The sequence below is a fragment of the Myroides gitamensis genome (assembly GCF_029894455.1).
GTDB classification, from domain to species: domain Bacteria; phylum Bacteroidota; class Bacteroidia; order Flavobacteriales; family Flavobacteriaceae; genus Flavobacterium; species Flavobacterium odoratum.
Genome location: NZ_JARYHN010000001.1, coordinates 2,111,368 through 2,131,296, shown reverse-complemented (window position 1 = coordinate 2,131,296; position 19,929 = coordinate 2,111,368). Strand labels below are relative to the sequence as shown.

Here is a 19,929-nt window from a genome sequence, read left to right as displayed (position 1 = left end):
TAGTACTAGTTATTCAACTAGAGTGCCAAAATGTAAACTAAAGCATAAATAAACGTGCTTTAAAGTGGTATTGTGTTGATTGTCAATTCATTGTTTTTGTTTTTTCAATTTTAAAATAAAAATGTAAAAAAAGTACAGTATAAAAAAAACGTTGCCAATTGGGGATGTGTTCTACAACTCTACATTTTTTACTTCCTTCAATTTAGGAATAAAATTTGATAAAGTATAAAATTAGGAAAAGAATATTAACAATAAAGCGAAGATATGTTAACAAAAATATTTGGAAGTGCTGTGTTTGGCATTGATGCAACAACGATAACCATAGAAGTAAATGTCGATCATGGGGTAGGGTATTATTTAGTAGGATTGGCTGATCATGCCATTAAGGAAAGTTCTTATCGCATTGCAGCTGCTTTAGCCAATATAGGGTACCGATTACCTGGAAAGCGAATTACGATAAATCTCGCTCCTGCGAATATGCGAAAAGAAGGTTCTGCTTATGATTTGCCGATTGCCTTGGGTATTTTAATTGCTTCTGAACAGATTAAAATGAGTTTGGATGAAACCCATTACACCCTGATGGGGGAATTGTCTCTAGATGATACATTGCAGAGTATTAATGGCGCCTTGCCTATTGCAATTAAAGCCAAGGAAGAAGGGTTTAAAGGGATTATCTTGCCCAAAGACAATCAAAAAGAAGCGGCTGTCGTAGATGGGTTAGCAGTTTATGGGGTAGATCATATTAGCGAGGTAATTGATTTTTTTGAGGGAAAATGCGGACTGGATCCGTATCAACTAGACTTTGAAAGTGATATGTTGAATCAAGAGGAAATGCTCGACCGAGATTTTAAGGATGTCAAAGGACAAGAAAGTATTAAAAGGGCCATGGAAATTGCTGCTGCAGGAGGACATAATATTATTCTGATTGGACCACCGGGGTCCGGGAAGACGATGTTGGCAAAGCGATTGGCGAGTATTTTACCACCTATGACCTTAGATGAGGCATTAGAAACCACCAAAATACACAGTGTGGTAGGCAAAGCAAAAGACAAAGGCTTAATTCGCGTGCGTCCGTTTCGCAATCCCCACCATACGGCATCATCAGCGGCTTTGGTAGGAGGGGGGAGTTATCCTCAACCCGGAGAGATTTCTCTTGCACATAACGGGGTGTTGTTTTTAGATGAACTTCCCGAATTTAAACGCGAGGTATTGGAGGTGATGCGACAACCCCTAGAAGATCGGGAGGTGACAATTTCGCGTGCCAAATTTACCATTACATATCCGTCTTCTTTTATGCTTGTGGCGAGTATGAATCCCAGTCCGAGTGGTTATTTTCATGAACCTGGGTCTAGGGTACAATCAACCCAAGCAGAAATGCAGCGCTATATGAATAAAATATCTGGTCCGTTGCTGGATCGCATCGACCTTCATATTGAAGTCAACCCGGTTCCTTTTGAAAAATTAGCAGATAAACAATTAGCAGAACCCAGCCTAGCTATTCGCCAACGGGTGATTGCGGCTAGAAAGCAACAAAGCGTGCGCTTTACACCTTATAAAGGAATCCATTATAATGCACAAATGACCACTCCCTTATTGCGGGAGTATTGCAACCTAGATGCGGAATCGCTAAAACTCCTAAAGACAGCCATGGACCGATTGAACCTGTCTGCACGTGCGTATGATCGAATTTTAAAAGTAGCAAGAACCATTGCTGACCTGGAACATGTAGATAAAATAGAAGCACATCACATCGCCGAAGCGATACAATATTGAAGTTTGGATCGAGAAGGATGGTTTTGATCCATGGATCTCAAGTCTATTCACAAATCAAAAATGCCTCACATTCAATCGAAGTGAGGCATTTGTATAAGGGATGAAGGAAGGTGTGAATTAAACTTTCGCTTCCTCTAAGTTGTAACCTATAATCTGTTTATACAAGGTAAAGTAGATAGAGAATAAGTAAGGTAAGGTGATTAAAATTCCTACAAGGAAGAAAAATAGACCTGAAAATACTAAGAAATAATTCAATACTACTGTTAGTATAATGGGAATGGGTTGTTTATTAACAACTTGAATACTCGTTTTGATTGCAGCAAAAGGAGACATACGACCAAAAATAATCAAAGGAGTAGCGAATATCGTTAAGATATTAATTAACCAATTGATAATGATGGAAACCATTTCCAATTGATATTCTTTCAGCAAGACAGAGAATGCCGTAAAGAACAAAGTAATCAACCCTTGTGCAACAAAAACATAAGCTCCTTTTAAATTGAAAAAATATTTAAAAACACTGATAAAACGCGGAGTTTGTCCTAGTGCTGCTTCTGCGTTTATCTTGTAAAATCCTGCAATGAGCACGCTAGATAAAGCCGAAAATAAGACTGCAAAAAGCAAATAAGTATACAACAATGGAGGTTGTGTTAGCTTGCCAGTCAATTCAATTAGTTTTTCTTGAATTTCGGCTGGTGTTGCAGTTTCATTGATGTCTATGATTTGCGTTAAGGCAATAGACCCCAAGAAAGAAGCAACAAAGAAAGCAAGTAATAGACTGACAACAACAAGTAAAATGGTTTTTTTATAGTAGGTTGCCGCCTCTCTCATTATTAGAAAAGGTTGGAAATCATATCCTTCATGTAGAATTTTTTGAATCGTTTGTTTTAAATTAGTCATTATGGTTTTATAGTGAATTGTTATTTGATAAAATCGAATGTATTGCCTTGTTTGATATCACCTGTTTGATATCCTTTCATGAACCATTCTTTGCGTTGTTTAGAGGTACCGTGGGTAAAGGAATCAGGATTAACTTGTCCGGTTACTCTTTTTTGAATGGCATCGTCTCCAACAGCTTGTGCAGCGCTTAAGGCAATATCAATATCTTTGGGTTCTAGGTATTTTTGAACGTGTTTAGCCCAAACACCAGCATAGAAATCAGCTTGTAGTTCTTGGGCAACGGATAATTTATTGGCTTCTTTTTTACTCAGTCGTTGTTGTTGCTCCCATACTTTGGTATTCGTGCCCAATAAATTCTGTACGTGGTGTCCAATTTCATGTGCAATGACATAAGCAATCGCGAAATCGCCTTTCTCCGCACCGAAACGTTGGTGTAATTCCTCGAAGAATCGCAAATCCATATAGACGGTTTGATCCGCAGGACAGTAGAAAGGGCCTACGCTAGCTTGCGCATTTCCACATTCAGTTTGCACTTGATCATCAAATAGTATGAGGGTAGGTTCTTGGTAGATTTGCCCCATTTGATCAAAAATATCATGCCAAACATCTTCCGTACTTCCAACGATAAAGGAAACCATTTTACCCATTTTAACTTCTTCGGATGCAAGGGTTCTTGTTTCTGTTTGTTCCGTTGTTTGTCCGCCTTGATTCAATTGCTCTAAGACTGGTGCAATTTGTTGTCCCGTTTCGCCTCCAAAAATAACAAGAAGCATGGCAATAATACCAATTAAACCTCCGCCTAATGCGGTTTTTCCAACCATCGATTTTCCTCGATTGTCTCGGACATTTTTACTTTCTCTGAGATTTTCCCATTTCATACGGATTCTGGATTTTCTCGTAAATGTATGAAAAAAATAGCTTAGTGGAAAGGGGGGATGAGTGAAGAGGTGAGAAGGTGAGAAGGTGAGATGGTGAGAAGGTGAGAAGGTGAGATGGTGAGGGGGTGAGAAGGTGAGGGGGTGAGAAGGTGAGGGGGTGAGAAGGTGAGGTTGATTTTTTGCGAGAGGTTTTTTTGCAAATCGTCTTTAATCGATAAACCTACAACTTAACAAAAAACAAAAAAGCGACCTAGCAAACAATACAAAACCAATTTACTTAAAAGCGTAAAACACCTTTACAAAAGACAATTTAGCCCCAACGTAAGTCAAATAAAGAGCGTCAAATGTTTGAAAAGGCTGTAAAAATAAAAGGTGTTTGAGCGAAGCGAGTTCTTTTATTTTCAGCCTTAAAAACTAATTTGACCTTTATTTGGGGTAGTTGAAGGGGTTTTTGTTTCTTTTTTACCCTTTAAAAAAGAAAGGGGGGCTCTTTGTGAGGCGGTGAGGCTTGCTTTTTTGCAAATCGTCTTTAATCGATAAACCTACAACTTAACAAAAAACAAAAAAGCGACCTAGCAAACAATACAAAACCAATTTACTTAAAAGCGTAAAATACCTTTACAAAAGACAATTTAGCCCCAACGTAAGTCAAATAAAGAGCGTCAAATGTTTGAAAAGGCTGTAAAAATAAAAGGTGTTTGAGCGTAGCGAGTTCTTTTATTTTCAGCCTTAAAAACTAATTTGACCTTTATTTGGGTTAGTTGAAGGGGTTTTGTTTCTTTTTTACCCTTTAAAAAAGAAAGGGTTGCTCATCGCCACACCCTCTCATCGCCTCTTCTTCAACTCTTCTTCAAGTCTCCTTGGACATTCCTTCGACAAAAAGGCCTGTTTTCCTAGTATACTCCAAGCATTGTCCAAGGAATGTCGAACAAAGCTACTATAATCCCTAACTAAGAGGTAAACAATTTGCGAACTGATGAGCAATGATTGGTTATGAAATTTATCGATTAAAGAAAAATTTATAAACCATCCACTGTAAACTAAAAAAAGGGTTGCTGAAAAGCAACCCTTTTTAATTTCTTTCGTATTCGTTTTTAATCTTAAACCAAGTCCCCACAAAGTAAGAAGAAACACTGAATACTAATTTTAACAACTAATAAAAAATACAGTAATACATTTATTTACCCTATGCAAGATACTAAAAAAAATTAATAATCAAATATTTTAATATAAAAATTATTAAAAAATCTAAATATTAATAAAACATTCCGGATATACTGTTTTCGCATTATAATTCCATACGTTTAGTCAAAAACATTTACTTCCCTTATAATTGTGCGGTTTTAGTAGGTTTAACCCCATAAAAAAAGTCTACCCAAGATTTTTGGATAGACTAAAATTTTATAAATATTTCTTGTATATTAACTTTTCATTAAATAGCTTTGCGAAGCTTACTTTTAGGAGCGAATAAAGTTACTCCTAGAAACGCAATAATTGCACCGTGGATCACCATCCAAACTGTAGCTCCAAATGGAATTGGAACGAAAGGTTGAAACAAGATGATTAAGGCAATATAAAGTCCAGTACCTTTAATATTTGCTTCCACATGTGAATTGTAAGCTAGGATACCGAATAATGCAATCAAAATGAATTTTGTCAATTCATAAAAATCTTTTGGCAAGCTTAGCATACCTGCTAATAACAATAACATTGCGCCTATTTTTAATCCTTTTTCCATAGTTTTGTTTCTTTTAAATCTACTGCAAAGATACAACCTAACAAGCTGAAAACCAAGCTCAAAAAAAGATTTCAAAAATTCAAAAAAAATACGCAAATAGTCCATAAACTATTAAATTTTATCTTAACTACCTTGTAAAAAACACAAGATCAGTGTGCTTTTATTGAATATAAATTCCCGCTTTCAAATCCAATAAAATTAGTTTACTTTAGCGCTATTATTAAAATTGATATACAACACGATGAAACAAGTAACTTTAAATCACATTCACGAAGGTTTAGGAGCTAAAATGGTTCCATTTGCAGGATTTTCAATGCCTGTTCAATATGAAGGTGTAAATGCAGAACACGAGACAGTAAGAAACGGTGTAGGGGTATTTGATGTATCTCACATGGGGATTTTCAAAATTTCGGGTCCGAATGCGTTGCCATTAATCCAAAAAGTTACTTCTAATGATGCTTCTACGTTGGTAGATGGAAAAGCACAATACTGTTATTTTCCAAATGAAAAAGGAGGAGTAATCGACGATATCATTACCTATAGAATCAATGAGAATGAATATCTAATGGTGGTAAATGCATCGAATATCGATAAAGATTGGACGTGGATCAACCAACATAATGATGTAAATGCAACACTTGAAAACTTATCTGACGGCTACTCTATTTTAGCTATTCAGGGGCCTAAAGCTGTTGAAGCAATGCAAAGCTTAACCTCAGTGAACTTAACTGATCTTAAATTTTACAACTTTACCATCGATACTTTTGCTGGAGCAAAAGACGTAGTAATTTCTGCAACAGGATATACTGGTTCAGGAGGATTTGAAATCTACGCGAAAAACGAAGATATCGAAATGATTTGGAACAAAGTATTTGAAGCTGGTGCAAACTGGGGAATCAAACCTATTGGATTAGCAGCACGTGATACTTTGCGTTTAGAAATGGGATATTGCTTATATGGAAATGAGCTAAACGATGAAATCTCTCCTCTAGAAGCAGGATTAGGATGGGTTACTAAATTCACTAAGGACTTCATTAGTGCAGATATCTTAAAAGCTCAAAAAGAAGCAGGACTACAAAACAAATTAGTAGGATTTGAATTGGTAGAAAAAGGTATTCCAAGACACGATTACGAAATTGTGGATGCAACAGGAGCTGTAATTGGAAAAGTTACTTCAGGAACGATGTCTCCTTCTTTAGGAAAGGGAATCGGAATGGGGTATGTAACCTTAGCACATGCTGCTGAAGGTAGTACAATCTACATTAGAATTAGAAAAAACGATGTTGAAGCAAAAGTGGTAAAAACACCGTTTTACAAAAAATAATGGAATCAAAAACTAGGGGCTTAAAATAAGCCCCTCTTTTTTATGATATATTTTTTTTATCTTTTATTTTTGCATTATTAAATCAAGTTATAAATTATTATGGGAAGAGCGTTTGAATTTAGAAAAGGACGTAAGCTAAAACGTTGGTCTGCTATGGCAAAAACGTTTACGAGAATTGGTAAGGACATTGTAATGGCTATTAAAGAAGGTGGACCTAACCCAGAAACAAACTCTCGCTTACGTGCAGTTATGCAAAACGCTAAGGCAGCTAATATGCCGAAAGAAAACGTTGAGCGTGCAATAAAACGTGCTACAGATAAAGACACCGAAAATTATAAAGAAGTAATATTTGAAGGCTATGGTCCTCATGGAATTGCTTTCTTAATTGAATGTGCTACAGATAACAATAACCGTACAGTTGCTAATATTAGAAGTTACTTTAATAAATGCAATGGTACATTAGGAACATCTGGTTCAGTAGAGTTTATGTTTGATCATACTTGTAACTTTAGAATACCAGCAGACGCCAATAGAGATTTAGAAGAATTTGAATTGGAGTTAATTGATTATGGTATTGATGAAATTTTTGAAGATGAGGATGGAGTAATGATTTATGCTCCTTTTGAAAGCTTTGGTGCAATTCAAAAAGAACTAGAAAGTAGAAATATTGAAATCTTATCTTCAGGATTTGACCGTATTCCACAAGTTACAAAAGAATTAACAGAAGCTGAACAAGCAGATGTGGATAAATTATTAGAAAAAATTGAAGAAGACGATGACGTTCAAAACGTTTTCACAACGATGGCGTAATCTCCTTTCTTCTGGATATATCAAAAGCTTCCCTAGGGAAGCTTTTTTTATGGAAATGGGTTATGGTTATGTTATGGGTTAGGGGGTATGAGTGAGTTTTGCTCATCGCTTCACAAAGCACAAACCTCACAAAAAACAAACCTCACAAAAAACAAACCTCACAAAGCACAAAAAATACAATAATACTCCGATTAGTTGCTCCATAGCGTGGTAAGAGCGCTGGATGCGACCCTTCCTGCGTCAGGGAGACATGCAATTCGTGAGCGCGATAGGACTGGTAATTCCTTATAAAAAAGGAATAATCCTTCTATTTCTGCTAATCTTGCAACTTCACAAAGCACAAACCTCACAAAGCACAAACCTCACAAAAAACAAACCTCACAAAAAACAAACCTCACAACCCATCACTTACTAATTTCATTCCAAATCACATCTTCTGGTGTTGGAGCTACGATCGTCAGGATTTCTTTCGTTACAGGATGAGTAAACGTTAACGAACGTGCGTGTAGGTGAATTCCGCCGTCTGGATTGCTTCGATCAGCCCCATACTTTAAATCCCCCTTAATAGGACAACCTACTGCAGCTAATTGGCAGCGTATTTGGTGATGACGTCCCGTGTGTAAATCAATTTCTAAAGCAGAATACGTTTTCAATTGATGGAACAAACGATAAGTCAATTTAGCTTTTTTACTATTGGAAACCTCTTTATTATGCGCTTTAGAGGTGTTATTCTTTGGGTTTCGGACTAAAAAATGCTCTAAAGTATCTTCTACTTTAGGAGGAGCATCTTTTACAACAGCCCAATACGTTTTCTTCGTTTCTCTATTTTTAAAAGATTCGTTCAAACGCGTCAAGGCTTTGGATGTTTTGGCAAATACCACAATTCCCGATGTAGGACGATCCAAGCGATGTACCACACCTAAATAAGCTTCTCCTGGTTTATTGTACTTTTTCTTTAAATACAATTTGATGATATCACTTAAAGGCATATCTCCCGTTTGATCCCCTTGAACTAAATCACCCACGCGTTTATTGATCACGATGAGGTGATTGTCTTCGTGTAAGATTTGTAAATTATCTGGAGTAGAAACAACTTTCATACGATGAATTTTAAAACAAAAATATCCTTTTAGATGTAAAAGGATATTTTTGAAAGTATATTTTGCAAAAAAACAGTTTAGTACTGTTCATTTTCATTAGGGAAATCCACTGCTTTTACATCGTCAACATATTGTGCAACAGCATCTTTCATCTGATCAAAAATGTTTAAATAACGACGTAAGAATTTAGGGTTGAATTCGTGTGTTAATCCAATCATATCATGTATAACCAATACTTGTCCATCCACCCCATTACCAGCTCCGATACCAATAACAGGAATCGAAATGCTTTCTGCTACTTTTTTCGCTAATGTAGCTGGAATTTTTTCTAATACAACAGCAAAACATCCGATTTCTTCTAGCATTTTAGCGTCTTTCATCAACTGTTCTGCCTCTTCCTCTTCTTTGGCTCTAACGGTGTACGTTCCAAATTTATAAATGGACTGAGGAGTTAAACCTAAATGCCCCATTACAGGAATACCCGCCTCTAAAATGCGTTTGATTCCTTCTTTGATTTCAATACCACCTTCCATTTTTACTGCATGTGCGCCACTTTCTTTCATAATTCGAATAGAAGAACGCAATGCCTCTTTAGGATCAGATTGGTAAGAACCAAAAGGTAAATCCACTACAATTAAAGCTCTATCTGCACCTCGTACAACCGATTGTGCATGGTATATCATTTGATCTAGTGTGATCGGCAATGTTGTTTCGTGTCCTGCCATTACATTACTAGCAGAATCTCCAACTAACATGACATCAATTCCACCAGCTTCTAAAACCTTGGCCATTGAGTAATCATAACAAGTAAGCATTGATATTTTTTCTCCATTGGCTTTCATATCAATCAGCGACTTAGTAGTCACTTTTTTATAATCTTTCTTTGCTACTGACATTGTTGTTTATTTTGTAATTCCTCGTAAATGTAGAGTAAAAAGACTTGAAATAAAAAATTTAGCAGAAATAAATCAATTCTACTCGTAATAATTCATTATTGCGAAACTCAAAACTGTAGAGTACATCCTCCACCGCAATGTAATAAGTATGTTCAATTGGATCAATTGTCGTGATTAATCCCTTGGCTAATTTTAGGAAAAGTGTTTCTGTCGTATACTGTTCCAACAAGTGATTATCTAGGATAAAACCATTTTTATTGAGCATGTCCATTTTTCTTACCTTATAGGTGTGGTCAAGGTCATGCGTGATAAATTCAGCCGAATTAAAGTAGGAGTTAGATTCATAGTCCCCCAAGGCGCAATCTTCTAAATTGGAAGATTCATCAATCGGATACCCTAAGTAGTTGTGAATCCAATCGATATCAAAACCGTCGTCTATGGGTTCAACTTTTCCGTTTAAAGCAAAGCCAAATTGCTTTTTCTTCACCATTTTGTTCACTTTAGAGGAATCACCCACTTTAGGCATGGATTTAAATACTTCCAATTGCATTTTCAATAATTCTACTTTTTCCGTTTCATCTTGTTTTGTTGCAAAGTCGATATAAAGCTGAATGGCCTTTTGTGTTTCTTTGTCTTCACTATTCCAACCTAATTCTAAGATGCGCTCCGCGTATTTGCGTTGTTCATTCACTTCGGTTGCCCCTTTGTACGCTTGGATCAACTCACTCATCACAGGGCGTTCACCTAAATATTGTACTGCTACATAACCATATCCATCTTTATACGAAATTGGCACCCATGCATTTTTATCATACGGATAAAACTCAATCGGTACTGCCGTTCCAATTAAGACTGTTCCCAATACACTAGCAGTACTACTTGGGTATTCGCGCACCTTTAATCCCGCTACAGTTGTGAAAAGGTGAGGAGATCCATAGTACTCATCCATTTCAATAATTGGAGCAGGTGCTGCTGGCGAATCTTCGGTATAGTATTCTTTTAGGTTTTGGGTATCCACAATATAAATGGGGTTCTCATAATCACGGTCAATCTGTACTAAGCGTTTGTTAATTTTCTCATAGTAAGAAAGATGTGCATTAGAAATAAAAATCCCTGCCTTCTGAGTCGCCGCTTTGTCTTTATAGGCTTCTGTAGGTTTGGTAGTATACAAGGTAGTAGATTGTGCTGCAGCTTGTAATGAGCAACATAATAATAAGGCTTGAACGAGTGTTTTCATACGGTGTTCTGTTATTCAATATAGGTTTAATTGAGGATGTAAAATTGATAAAAAAAATAAAGCTGAAAATAGAAAAATGCAAAGTAGGGCTGAATTTCACTATTTCTAGGGAGGAAGTAGGGGAGAGAAATAGTCAGAGTAAAAAGATTTTAATATTTTGAAAAGGGATATTTATTCTCATCATGAAATAAAAATAGCTTGCGAAGTAAAGTATAGTGCTAATCTACGAATACCTTTAAAATGTAATTTTTTAATTAATTATATTCTCTTAATGAGATTTTTTATTAAGTATTATTTATTTTTATTTAAGTTATATTGTGTAATTAATGTTAAAATTATATAATTTAACTAAATATTGTTTTAAATAATTACTTTTGTAAAGAACAAAGTTTGTTAGATGATTTAATTAAAATGTAAGTTGTTGATAATGAGTTTGATTAATGAAATTTGAATTGTATATGAAAATAAAACTACTACTTGTTACCTTGATCCCTATGCTAGGATTTAGTCAAAAAATAAAATGGGAACAGACGTTGGGTAGTGCCCATTCAGAATACCTATTTGATGTGTTACCAACCGCCGATTATGGTTTTTTGTTAGCGGGGAGTTCGTTATCCAATGAAGGTGGAGATATCAAAGCGAAGCGCCGTGGGAATATCGATGCTTGGTTGTGGAAGATGAAAGAGGATGGCGCCCAAGAATGGCAATATCGCTTAGGCGGTGATGGAAATGATTATTTGCACAGCATTTGCCATACGGCAGATGGTGGTTTTTTATTGGGCATTACGTCTACCTCTGGAATATCAGGGGATAAAATACAAGAAAATAAGGGTAAGGAAGATTTGTGGTTGGTGAAGCTCAATGCAGCCAAGACAATCGAATGGCAACGCAGTTATGGCGGAATAGGAACGGAGGAAATCGTCAAGGTAATTGCCTTAAAAGGTGGAGATTATGCCGTGCTAGCCAATAGTAATTCCATTGTGTCGGGTGATAAGACCGCTCCTTATTATGGAGGGATGGACCTGTGGGTTTTGCGATTAAATGCACAGGGAACTATTTTATGGCAGAAGAGCTATGGCGGAGAATATAAAGAAGTAGGGATTGATATCATTGAAACAACCAATCGAGGTTTACTTATTGGTGCTCAATCGAATTCTCCTCGCAGTGGCAATAAAACAGCTGAAGCTTATGGAGGCATGGATTATTGGTTGATTCAGTTAGATGCCACAGGAAAAGAGCAATGGCAACGCACCTATGGTGGAGCACAAGAAGAGGAACTAAAAGAAATTCAACAAGTAAAAGACGGAGGTTATGCGTTATTTGGCATGTCTAATTCAGACGTATCGGGAAGTAAAACCAGCAAACAAGAAAGTCAGTTAGACTATTGGCTGGTTCAAGTAGATGAACGCGGCAGCGAAGTCGAATCATTTGTATATAGCTATGGGGATTATAATATCTTAACCAATGGTTTTGTAAATCCTAAGGGAGAATTCTTTTTAGGTGGGAGTAGTATCGCTAGTATAGAAAAGGCATCAACCTTTGAATATTTAGGTACTCGCTTGGATGGAGAACGCAGTGTTGCTTGGGAGAAATCCATCAGCAGCAAGGGAAACGATGTGTTGACCAAAGTGATTCAAACCCGCGATGGAGGGTATGTTTTTGCAGGTACGTCTAATGGTGAAAAGAGTAAGGTGAAGGCTGCACAAAAAGGAGGGAATGACTTTTGGATTGTCAAAGTAGAACCAGAGGAGAAGGAAAGAGAAGAGCCTACACGTATTACATTGGAGGCCTTTCCCAACCCAACGACTGGTTTTTCGAATATCGTCATGAATTTTGCCTATACCACAGGAAAAATGGAAGTATACGATTTAGGTGGACGCTTGTTGCAAAGCAGAGCGATTGAGTATCAAACGGAACCTGTTGATTTAACAGCGCTATCTCGAGGGACCTATATCATTTGGGTGAAAACGGATACGGAAAGTGGAAGTATTAACGTGGTAAGAAGATAAAAATGAAAAAGATAGTTTTTTTAGTAGCATTTATTTTAGGAGGAATACACTTCTCTTTTAGTCAGGAAGAGGTTAAAAATGAGTTGAATCTGATTTTACCTTCTTCAACCTCTTATTCGTTGGGAAGCTATGGACAACACAGTATTGGTATGTTTACTGGTACGGTCCAAGAACAGATTGAGTTGTATAACTACAAGGCCAATGATTTAGTTGTGCCTATTACGTTGAGTTATTCCTCTAATGGAATCAAGGTTGATCAAGCAGAGAATAATGTGGGCATTGGCTGGGTGCTCAATGGTGGTGGTGTGATTACCCGAGTGGTAAATGGCAAAGCCGATGAAAGGAGATCCAATAAGTTGCCGCCCGATGCATACTGTGATGATCAGGAAATGGTGAACTATGTTTACCATAATTCAAGGACTGGTTTATTAGATACAGAACCCGACTTGTTTCTATTTAACTTTTTAGGACGAAGTGGGCAATTTACTCTAGATGACAATAAACAGGTGTTATTGTTGAAACAAGAAGATTTAGAGATAAGAATGCTGAAAGGAACGGATCAGAACTACTATTTTACCGTACGCGATGAGCGAGGAGTAACCTATGTTTTTGATCAACGAGAAGTGACGACTACAGAATATGATTATTCGTACGATAGTGCTGTTACTGCTTGGTATTTAAAGTCAATCACTTCACCTAAAGGGACTGTGGTTTATTTTGAATATACAGACGATCGTTTTTCTTATCTCCAAAAAGCAAGCCATTCAATTAAGAAGATTAAAATAGAAAATACTTGCACTGGTAATAGTGGAGCACCAAAGGAAAAATGGGAGTATGCAATGAATACAGTATATACTAATATGAAAACTGCTGTTTTGTCTCGTATTTATAGTAATAATTCCCATTATGGAGAAGTTTTGTTTAAACAAGAGTATAGTCGACCTAATATTATTGGTCATATAAATGAAGAACCTAGATTAATTTCAGCTGTTGTGGTTCAAAATCAAGCAATGCAAACAGTGGAACATATCAAGTTAGACTATGTCTCCACAAGAAATAGAAGAACATTTTTAAATAAAGTGCAATTCCTAGCACCTAATCATCAGTATGAATTCGAATATTATAATCCAGAAGGACTTAATGAAAGATTTGGTAATAAAGATGCTTGGGGATATAACAGTAGGGATCGCGGTGATTTTCCAGATCCTATTAGCAATTGGATGTTAATTAAAGATCGTAATTTAGGGTATGAAAAGCATCCTCAGGTTAGTGTAGGGAACAAGTATACAGATACATATGCTATTGTTGCAGGACTATTAAAAAAAATAATTTTCCCAACTAAGGGGTATACGACGTTTTCCTATCAACCCAATAGTGTAGTGGACGGTGAACTTATACCTGCGAAATATGGAATAGCTTCAATGAGTTTAATGTATGGTAGTCGACCTGAACCAGTATATTTTAAAACTTTGGATGAATCTAGTGTAGAAGCAGAGTTGAGTTTAGGTTTTTATGATCCGAATTATAATCCAGGAGGTACGGAATATCCTATTGATCAGGAGGGGTATTATTTTAATCTAATGAAAGAAAGTCCTAAAGGATCAGGTAGATATGTTCAGGCTTATTCTCGTTTAACAACAGAAAAAGTACATCAATTAGTGGTGAGAAAACTTCAAGTAGATCCTTTTACCAAGTATAAATTAGAGGGATTTTATACTGGTTTTAAGAATGACAGAGTAGGAGTAATAGGAATAAAATATAAAGCATCTAATGATACCATTGTTGAAAAAGAGCTAGCGCTTAATGGTATCAGTGTGAGTAGTATAGAGTCATATACTGCTGATAATGAATTAGCAATTACGAAAAGATATAGGTATACGGATTTAGATACAGGAAAATCCTCAGGAAGTAATTATTTTAATACATATGTATATGTAGCAAGTGGTGAAGAACTAACGTTGTGTAGTAGTGGAGGGACGTTTCCTTATCCCATTTATAATCCGTCAACCACTGTTTTTTCAAATAGTCTTTTATCGTTGAATGATCCTATTGGAGACGGAAGGGTAGCTTATGGCAGTGTTGTAGAACAAATACAATATAGTGATTCTTCTAGTTCAATGACGCAGTATAAATATCACTTGGACCATGGTATGATGGGATTTCGCTGTATAACAAATGGTTTTTCTGGACCTCCAAAGTGGACTAGGTCTGATTGGCATCATGGTCTTTTATTTGAGAAACATGTTTTTAATGAAAAGAAAGAAAAGGTGCTTAGTGAAGTTTATACATATGAAGAGAATAAATCTAACAGATTGGTTGTTAGAGGGTTGTCTGCCCGTATTAACTACATGTCTACAACGGGTTATATAAATAATGGAACGAATATCAATCCCTTGAATATTAAGCATATTGGATATACAAAATATGAGATAAATTCATTTAGAAACTATCTGAAATCAGTGGTCTCAACTAAGTATGAAGGAACAAAATCGATAGAAGAGAAGCAAACTTTTGACTACATGAGCCCTCACCATTATCAGAAAACAGAAACAACAATAGAAACGCCTACTGCTACTATAGTAGAACGTTATTTTTATCCTGACGATGTAGTTTCTCAAGTAAGTTTGCCAGGAGACCCACTTTCTGCTGATGTTTATCATGGAATTAGTAAACTTAAAAAACAAAATGACCATAGCCCTGCCCAATTAATTCAAACGGGTATTTACAAAGATAATACCTGGCAAGGTAGTACGCGTAATATCTATAAGTTATGGAACAATAAATCCTTATTTACTACGCAGATAGTGAGTAAAGGAGAACAAAGTTTCTTTCCTACCAATTTAGCAGTTACTTATTATGATCGTTACGCTAATGTTCAAGAAACAGAAGATAAAAGTGGAAGTAAAACTGTTTATCTCTATGGGTATGGACAAACGCTTCTGCTTGCTCGGATTCAAAATGCAACCAAAGAACAAGTAGCGAGCGCATTGGGTGTTAGCATCGCCAATTTAGTTACGATCAATGAAACCAAATTGACGCAACTCAATAGTTTGAGAACGAATGCTGCTTTAAAAGACGCTTTGATTACCACTTATGAGCACAAACCTTTAGTGGGGATTACGAAAATGACAGATCCCAAAGGCAGTAGTATGTCCTATGAATATGACTCTTTTAATCGTTTAAAAGCGATAAAAGACAACAAAGGGAATATTATCGAAGAATACGAATACAATTATAAAAATAATCAATAGAATTGCAATGAAACAAATTACACGTTATATCTTGTTTGTGTTTGGCTTGACTTGTAGTTCCATAGTGGCACAAACTCGCACAGAAAATTACATCAAGACGACACAACCTCAATACGCAACGAATAGCTCATTTACTTCTTTGTATAATCCGCCCAAGTTAGAAACTGTGGTGTATTATGATGGTTTAGGTCGTCCGAAGCAGGAAATTGCAGTGGGAATAGGACCTAAAAATAAGAATGTTATTAGGCATATCGAATATGAATTGAATATTGGACAGACGAAAGAATATCTCCCGTTTGTCTACAATTATAATCCTGATACAGGACAAGATCAAAGCCCACTATCTGATGCCAATAAGATGCCTTATTTGTCCTATGCTAAAAATCAAACGGAGGCGTTTTACAACAGTGCGAAATACGAACGCACGACCAATCCGTATAGCGAAACGGAGTTTGAGAAATCGCCTTTAAAGCGGATATTACAACAGGCCTCACCTGGAGAAGATTGGAAAATGGCAACCAATGCGAGTCATACGGTCAAGCATACCTATAGGTTTAATATGGGCAATCACATAAAGAAATTCAAAGCGATAGCGACTTGGGATGCAAGTTTGAAAGCGTATGACATACGCTTAGTGGATGAGGGGTATTTCGCAGCCAATAAGCTGTATTCGATTTCAACCAAAGATGAGGATGGCAATTATTCGGAGCGTTTCACGGATCAAGAGGACAAAGTCTTGGCTACGGTTCAGGTGTTAGACCGTGAATTAGCTGTTGTAGATCCTACTTGGCCAGGTGGTTCGTTATCTGGAGGCATCACTGGAGGCATTTCAAATGAGTTAGCAGGAAAAAGTGTGAGTGAAATCATCGATCATGCGGAAGACATCGGGAATAACTTGACGGATCAGGTATCCGAAGGAGTGAACTCACTTACTCCACCTGTCATACCAAAAGATCCAGGTACTTTGAGCCCATATTTTGGAATTCCGCTTTATACTTATTATGTCTATGACCAGTATAATAACTTAACGTATGTATTACCTCCTTTGGCCTACGGAAAGACGGATGCTACTACTTTAGATAAGTTGTGTTATCAGTACAAATACGACCACAAGAATCGCTTGGTAGCGAAGAAACTCCCTGGGAAAGAGTGGGAGTTTATGGTGTATGATAAAGCCGATCGCCTATTGGCACAAGGCCCGGTGTATAGCCCTTTTGGAGATGAAGCGAAGGGTTGGATGTTTAGCAAATACGATGCTTTTGGGCGTGTGGTATATACTGGGTTCTATACGGGAACTCCAAGTACAGCAGTAGGAAGAACTACGTTTCAAAACTTAGTTAACTCATCTATAGATATATACGAGAAAAGAACAGTGCCTAGAAGAATCGATAGAGTATTAGTGCCCTATACTAATAATACTATGCCAAAGACTGAACTAAAAATTTTAAAACTCAATTATTATGATGATTATGAGTTTATGGGCAATACTGAAATTGCAGAACAAGTAGAAGGACAATCAGTTATTTTACAAGTAAAGGGGCTAATAACAGGGACATGGGCCAAAATTCTTCATCCTAGTTCTCTTGTTTTATCGGATCATATTGTTGAATATAAACTTTATGATGATAAAGAGCGAATACTTAGAAATCAACGTGATTATGTTACTGTTTCAAGAGGTTTGACTCGAGTTGATACGAAGTATAATTTTAGAGGATTGCCAATAAAAACTGTTACGAGGCATCAATTTAGTGGAGGGAGTCAACCAATAGAGATTATGGAAACATTTACATATGATAAAGCTGAACGTTTATTGTATCAAACCCATAAAGTAGATAATGCTAATCCTGTGGTTCTTTTTGAAAATATATACGATGAATTAGGGCGTGTAAAACAAAAGAGAATAGGTGGTCGAGAAACGGCTATTTTGGTAACAGATCCTGTAATTAGACCAGCTGCTCTTGATTTTCCTATTATAAAGGATATTAATAGTACTGTTCGTTCCTCTTTTTTACAAGAGTTAAACTATACGTATAATATTCGAGGTTGGTTAACCCAGGTAAACAGTACAAATAATTTAGAGGCTGGTGATTTTGGCAAGAAAGCTTTGTTTGCAATGAAGCTGAACTACAATACCTTGGATAGTGAGGGAATTAGTGGAGTCAAGAAATTATACAATGGCAACATCGCTGAACAAACCTGGAAAACAGTCCAAGACAATGTATTGCGTCGTTATAGCTATGCGTATGATAAAGTTAACCGTCTAAAAGCAGGAACCTACCAAGAACCTGGAGGTATCATACCTATCATCGGATTGTATGATGAAACAATGGGCTACGATGCCAATGGTAATATTACGAGCTTAAACCGCAAAGGACGCAGTGTAAATACGGCTATTGCGTTGGATCTCGATCAACTGACTTACAGTTATGATGGTAATATCCTGCAAAAAGTAGTAGACAGTTCTAATAATACCGATGGATTTAAACAAGGGAGTACGGCTGATAAACACTACGATTACGATAGTTTTGGTAACCTGAAAGCAGACCGAAACAAAGGAATTACAGGAATCAAGTACAACCACTTGAATTTACCTGTAGAAATTCTATTTGATCGAGGGAAAATCACTTATCTTTATACAGCGACAGGGGAAAAAATAAATAAAGTAGTAACCCAAGGTGGTGGTGGTTTTACTGTGAATTATTTTGATGGTTTCCAGTATTTTAAGGGGAAATTACTATTCTTCCCTACAGCAGAAGGATATTTCAATGCAGAGACGAGTAGCTATGTATACCAATACCGCGACCATTTAGGTAATGTCCGTTTAAGCTATTCGGACGCAAACAAAAACGATAAAATCGACGTTGGTGAGATCATTGAAGAAACGAATTACTATCCATTTGGCTTGGCGCATCAAGGGTATAATGAGAAGAATAATACCATTGGTGAAAAATATAAGTATCAGTATAATGGCAAGGAATTACAGGATGAGTTAGGATTGAATTTGTATGATTATGGTGCAAGGAATTACGATGCTGCACTTGGTCGATGGATGAATGTGGATCCGTTGGCGGAGAAAATGCCACAGTGGAATCCTTATGCTTATACATTTAATAATCCTATCAATATGGTTGATCCTACGGGAATGATTGGTGAAGACTGGATTGAACATACCACAGATAAAGGAGAAAAGTTACTTACTTATGACGCTTTAGTTCACAGTGAAGAAGATGCGATAGATAGAGGATATCGAAATGTCAAAGGAGTATCAGAAACAATGTCTTACAATGGTACTTCAGGTACAGAATCTTATAGTTTAAATGCAGATGGTTCAGTAACGGATAATCTTAGTGGTACTACTACTGATGTTGGTTTTAGTCCAATGAGAACGAGTGATGGTTTTTATATCAGTGAAAATAATCATTTAAAAGCTATTTCTTCTGGTTTACAAGAAGGAGGAACTAAATTTACAGAGGTAGGTTTGGGACTATCTATTACTGGTGTTGGAGCTCCATTAGGTGGTCCTTTGATGAGTATTGGTGGATTTATGAGTTTAATTGGTACAACAATTGAATCAGGATTTATGTTGAATAGAGGAGAAGAGAAAAAAGCTGCAGTCAATTTTGGGGTGTCTTTAATTTTTTCACGTAGTGGTAAATATGGTATAAAGGCTACTGAAAGAGCGATTGGAAGAGGTTTAAGTAGAGGAGGTACCACATTAATAAATGGTATTAATTATACGATGGAAGAAACAATTGGGGCTGATACAAAAGAATGGTTAATGAAATAAGATTTATATGGGATATATAATTATTTACTTAATTATGATAACAATAGGTTTAAGAGGTATATTAAAAAACTAAATTACCTAAATTTAAGGATGGAGCTCGTTTTCCTATAGAAACGAATTATTATTTTAGTAACTATGTGTTATTTATTGCAGGGATTATTTTTTTAATAATAAAAATGAAGAGTTACTTTTAAAAGAAGAAAAAAAACCGATCGCGCGGATTTAA

12 protein-coding genes are annotated in these 19,929 nt (G+C 36.4%); 6 read left to right on the top strand and 6 right to left on the bottom strand.

Annotated features, from left to right (window positions below; all coding sequences use genetic code 11):
- The first annotated feature begins 264 nt into the window (after window positions 1-264).
- Window positions 265-1,773 (top strand): YifB family Mg chelatase-like AAA ATPase, encoded by a 1,509-nt coding sequence (locus M2306_RS09415; RefSeq protein ID WP_259189875.1) that lies wholly within the window; start codon window positions 265-267, stop codon window positions 1,771-1,773.
- Between the two features lie 117 nt (window positions 1,774-1,890).
- On the opposite strand, the gene M2306_RS09410 is transcribed toward M2306_RS09415, so the two are convergent.
- The 3 genes from M2306_RS09410 to M2306_RS09400 all read right to left on the bottom strand — a co-directional run bounded on the left by M2306_RS09410 (window position 1,891) and on the right by M2306_RS09400 (window position 5,289).
- Window positions 1,891-2,673 (bottom strand): DUF2189 domain-containing protein, encoded by a 783-nt coding sequence (locus M2306_RS09410; RefSeq protein ID WP_259189877.1) that lies wholly within the window; start codon window positions 2,671-2,673, stop codon window positions 1,891-1,893.
- A 20-nt stretch (window positions 2,674-2,693) separates the two neighbouring features.
- Complete coding sequence (ypfJ, locus tag M2306_RS09405; RefSeq protein WP_259189880.1) at window positions 2,694-3,551, bottom strand: KPN_02809 family neutral zinc metallopeptidase; 858 nt, start codon at window positions 3,549-3,551, stop codon at window positions 2,694-2,696.
- Window positions 3,552-4,983: 1,432 nt separating this feature from the next.
- Window positions 4,984-5,289, bottom strand: a complete 306-nt coding sequence (locus M2306_RS09400) for a DUF6804 family protein (RefSeq protein ID WP_002990997.1) — start codon at window positions 5,287-5,289, stop codon at window positions 4,984-4,986.
- Between the two features lie 241 nt (window positions 5,290-5,530).
- Here M2306_RS09400 and gcvT point away from each other — a divergent pair, with 241 nt between their 5' ends.
- Both gcvT and M2306_RS09390 read left to right on the top strand, forming a co-directional pair.
- Window positions 5,531-6,613, top strand: coding sequence for a glycine cleavage system aminomethyltransferase GcvT (gene gcvT / locus M2306_RS09395; RefSeq protein WP_002991000.1), 1,083 nt, complete (start codon window positions 5,531-5,533; stop codon window positions 6,611-6,613).
- 99 nt (window positions 6,614-6,712) lie between these two features.
- The gene (locus M2306_RS09390; RefSeq protein ID WP_115089694.1) at window positions 6,713-7,423 is read left to right on the top strand and encodes a YebC/PmpR family DNA-binding transcriptional regulator; all 711 of its coding nucleotides are present in this window, start codon (window positions 6,713-6,715) and stop codon (window positions 7,421-7,423) included.
- A gap of 404 nt (window positions 7,424-7,827) precedes the next feature.
- Here M2306_RS09390 and M2306_RS09385 read toward each other — a convergent pair whose 3' ends face one another.
- From M2306_RS09385 to M2306_RS09375, 3 genes are all read right to left on the bottom strand, one after another.
- Window positions 7,828-8,523: an RluA family pseudouridine synthase gene (locus M2306_RS09385; protein ID WP_002991007.1), complete on the bottom strand. Its 696-nt coding sequence runs from the start codon at window positions 8,521-8,523 to the stop codon at window positions 7,828-7,830.
- A 77-nt stretch (window positions 8,524-8,600) separates the two neighbouring features.
- The gene (gene panB / locus M2306_RS09380) at window positions 8,601-9,419 is read right to left on the bottom strand and encodes a 3-methyl-2-oxobutanoate hydroxymethyltransferase (protein WP_002991009.1); all 819 of its coding nucleotides are present in this window, start codon (window positions 9,417-9,419) and stop codon (window positions 8,601-8,603) included.
- Between the two features lie 58 nt (window positions 9,420-9,477).
- Entirely contained in the window at window positions 9,478-10,656 is a 1,179-nt protein-coding gene (locus tag M2306_RS09375; RefSeq protein WP_259189889.1) for an SH3 domain-containing protein, read from the bottom strand.
- 458 nt (window positions 10,657-11,114) lie between these two features.
- On the opposite strand from M2306_RS09375, the gene M2306_RS09370 reads away from it, so the two are divergent.
- Genes M2306_RS09370 through M2306_RS09360 form a run of 3 tightly spaced genes read left to right on the top strand, consistent with a single transcriptional unit; the run spans window position 11,115 to window position 19,703 of the window.
- The gene (locus M2306_RS09370; RefSeq protein ID WP_259189891.1) at window positions 11,115-12,665 is read left to right on the top strand and encodes a T9SS type A sorting domain-containing protein; all 1,551 of its coding nucleotides are present in this window, start codon (window positions 11,115-11,117) and stop codon (window positions 12,663-12,665) included.
- A 2-nt stretch (window positions 12,666-12,667) separates the two neighbouring features.
- Window positions 12,668-15,916 (top strand): hypothetical protein, encoded by a 3,249-nt coding sequence (locus M2306_RS09365; protein WP_259189902.1) that lies wholly within the window; start codon window positions 12,668-12,670, stop codon window positions 15,914-15,916.
- 7 nt (window positions 15,917-15,923) lie between these two features.
- Window positions 15,924-19,703, top strand: coding sequence for a DUF6443 domain-containing protein (locus M2306_RS09360; protein ID WP_259189905.1), 3,780 nt, complete (start codon window positions 15,924-15,926; stop codon window positions 19,701-19,703).
- Window positions 19,704-19,929 lie beyond the last annotated feature (226 nt).

Coding starts and splice junctions, on each gene's coding strand:
- M2306_RS09375 (WP_259189889.1), bottom strand. CDS start 10,656: ATGAAAACACTCGTTCAAGCCTTATTATTATGTTGCTCATTACAAGCT.
- M2306_RS09385 (WP_002991007.1), bottom strand. CDS start 8,523: ATGAAAGTTGTTTCTACTCCAGATAATTTACAAATCTTACACGAAGAC.
- panB (WP_002991009.1), bottom strand. CDS start 9,419: ATGTCAGTAGCAAAGAAAGATTATAAAAAAGTGACTACTAAGTCGCTG.
- M2306_RS09400 (WP_002990997.1), bottom strand. CDS start 5,289: ATGGAAAAAGGATTAAAAATAGGCGCAATGTTATTGTTATTAGCAGGT.
- gcvT (WP_002991000.1), top strand. CDS start 5,531: ATGAAACAAGTAACTTTAAATCACATTCACGAAGGTTTAGGAGCTAAA.
- M2306_RS09370 (WP_259189891.1), top strand. CDS start 11,115: ATGAAAATAAAACTACTACTTGTTACCTTGATCCCTATGCTAGGATTT.
- M2306_RS09360 (WP_259189905.1), top strand. CDS start 15,924: ATGAAACAAATTACACGTTATATCTTGTTTGTGTTTGGCTTGACTTGT.
- M2306_RS09410 (WP_259189877.1), bottom strand. CDS start 2,673: ATGACTAATTTAAAACAAACGATTCAAAAAATTCTACATGAAGGATAT.
- M2306_RS09365 (WP_259189902.1), top strand. CDS start 12,668: ATGAAAAAGATAGTTTTTTTAGTAGCATTTATTTTAGGAGGAATACAC.
- M2306_RS09415 (WP_259189875.1), top strand. CDS start 265: ATGTTAACAAAAATATTTGGAAGTGCTGTGTTTGGCATTGATGCAACA.
- M2306_RS09390 (WP_115089694.1), top strand. CDS start 6,713: ATGGGAAGAGCGTTTGAATTTAGAAAAGGACGTAAGCTAAAACGTTGG.
- ypfJ (WP_259189880.1), bottom strand. CDS start 3,551: ATGAAATGGGAAAATCTCAGAGAAAGTAAAAATGTCCGAGACAATCGA.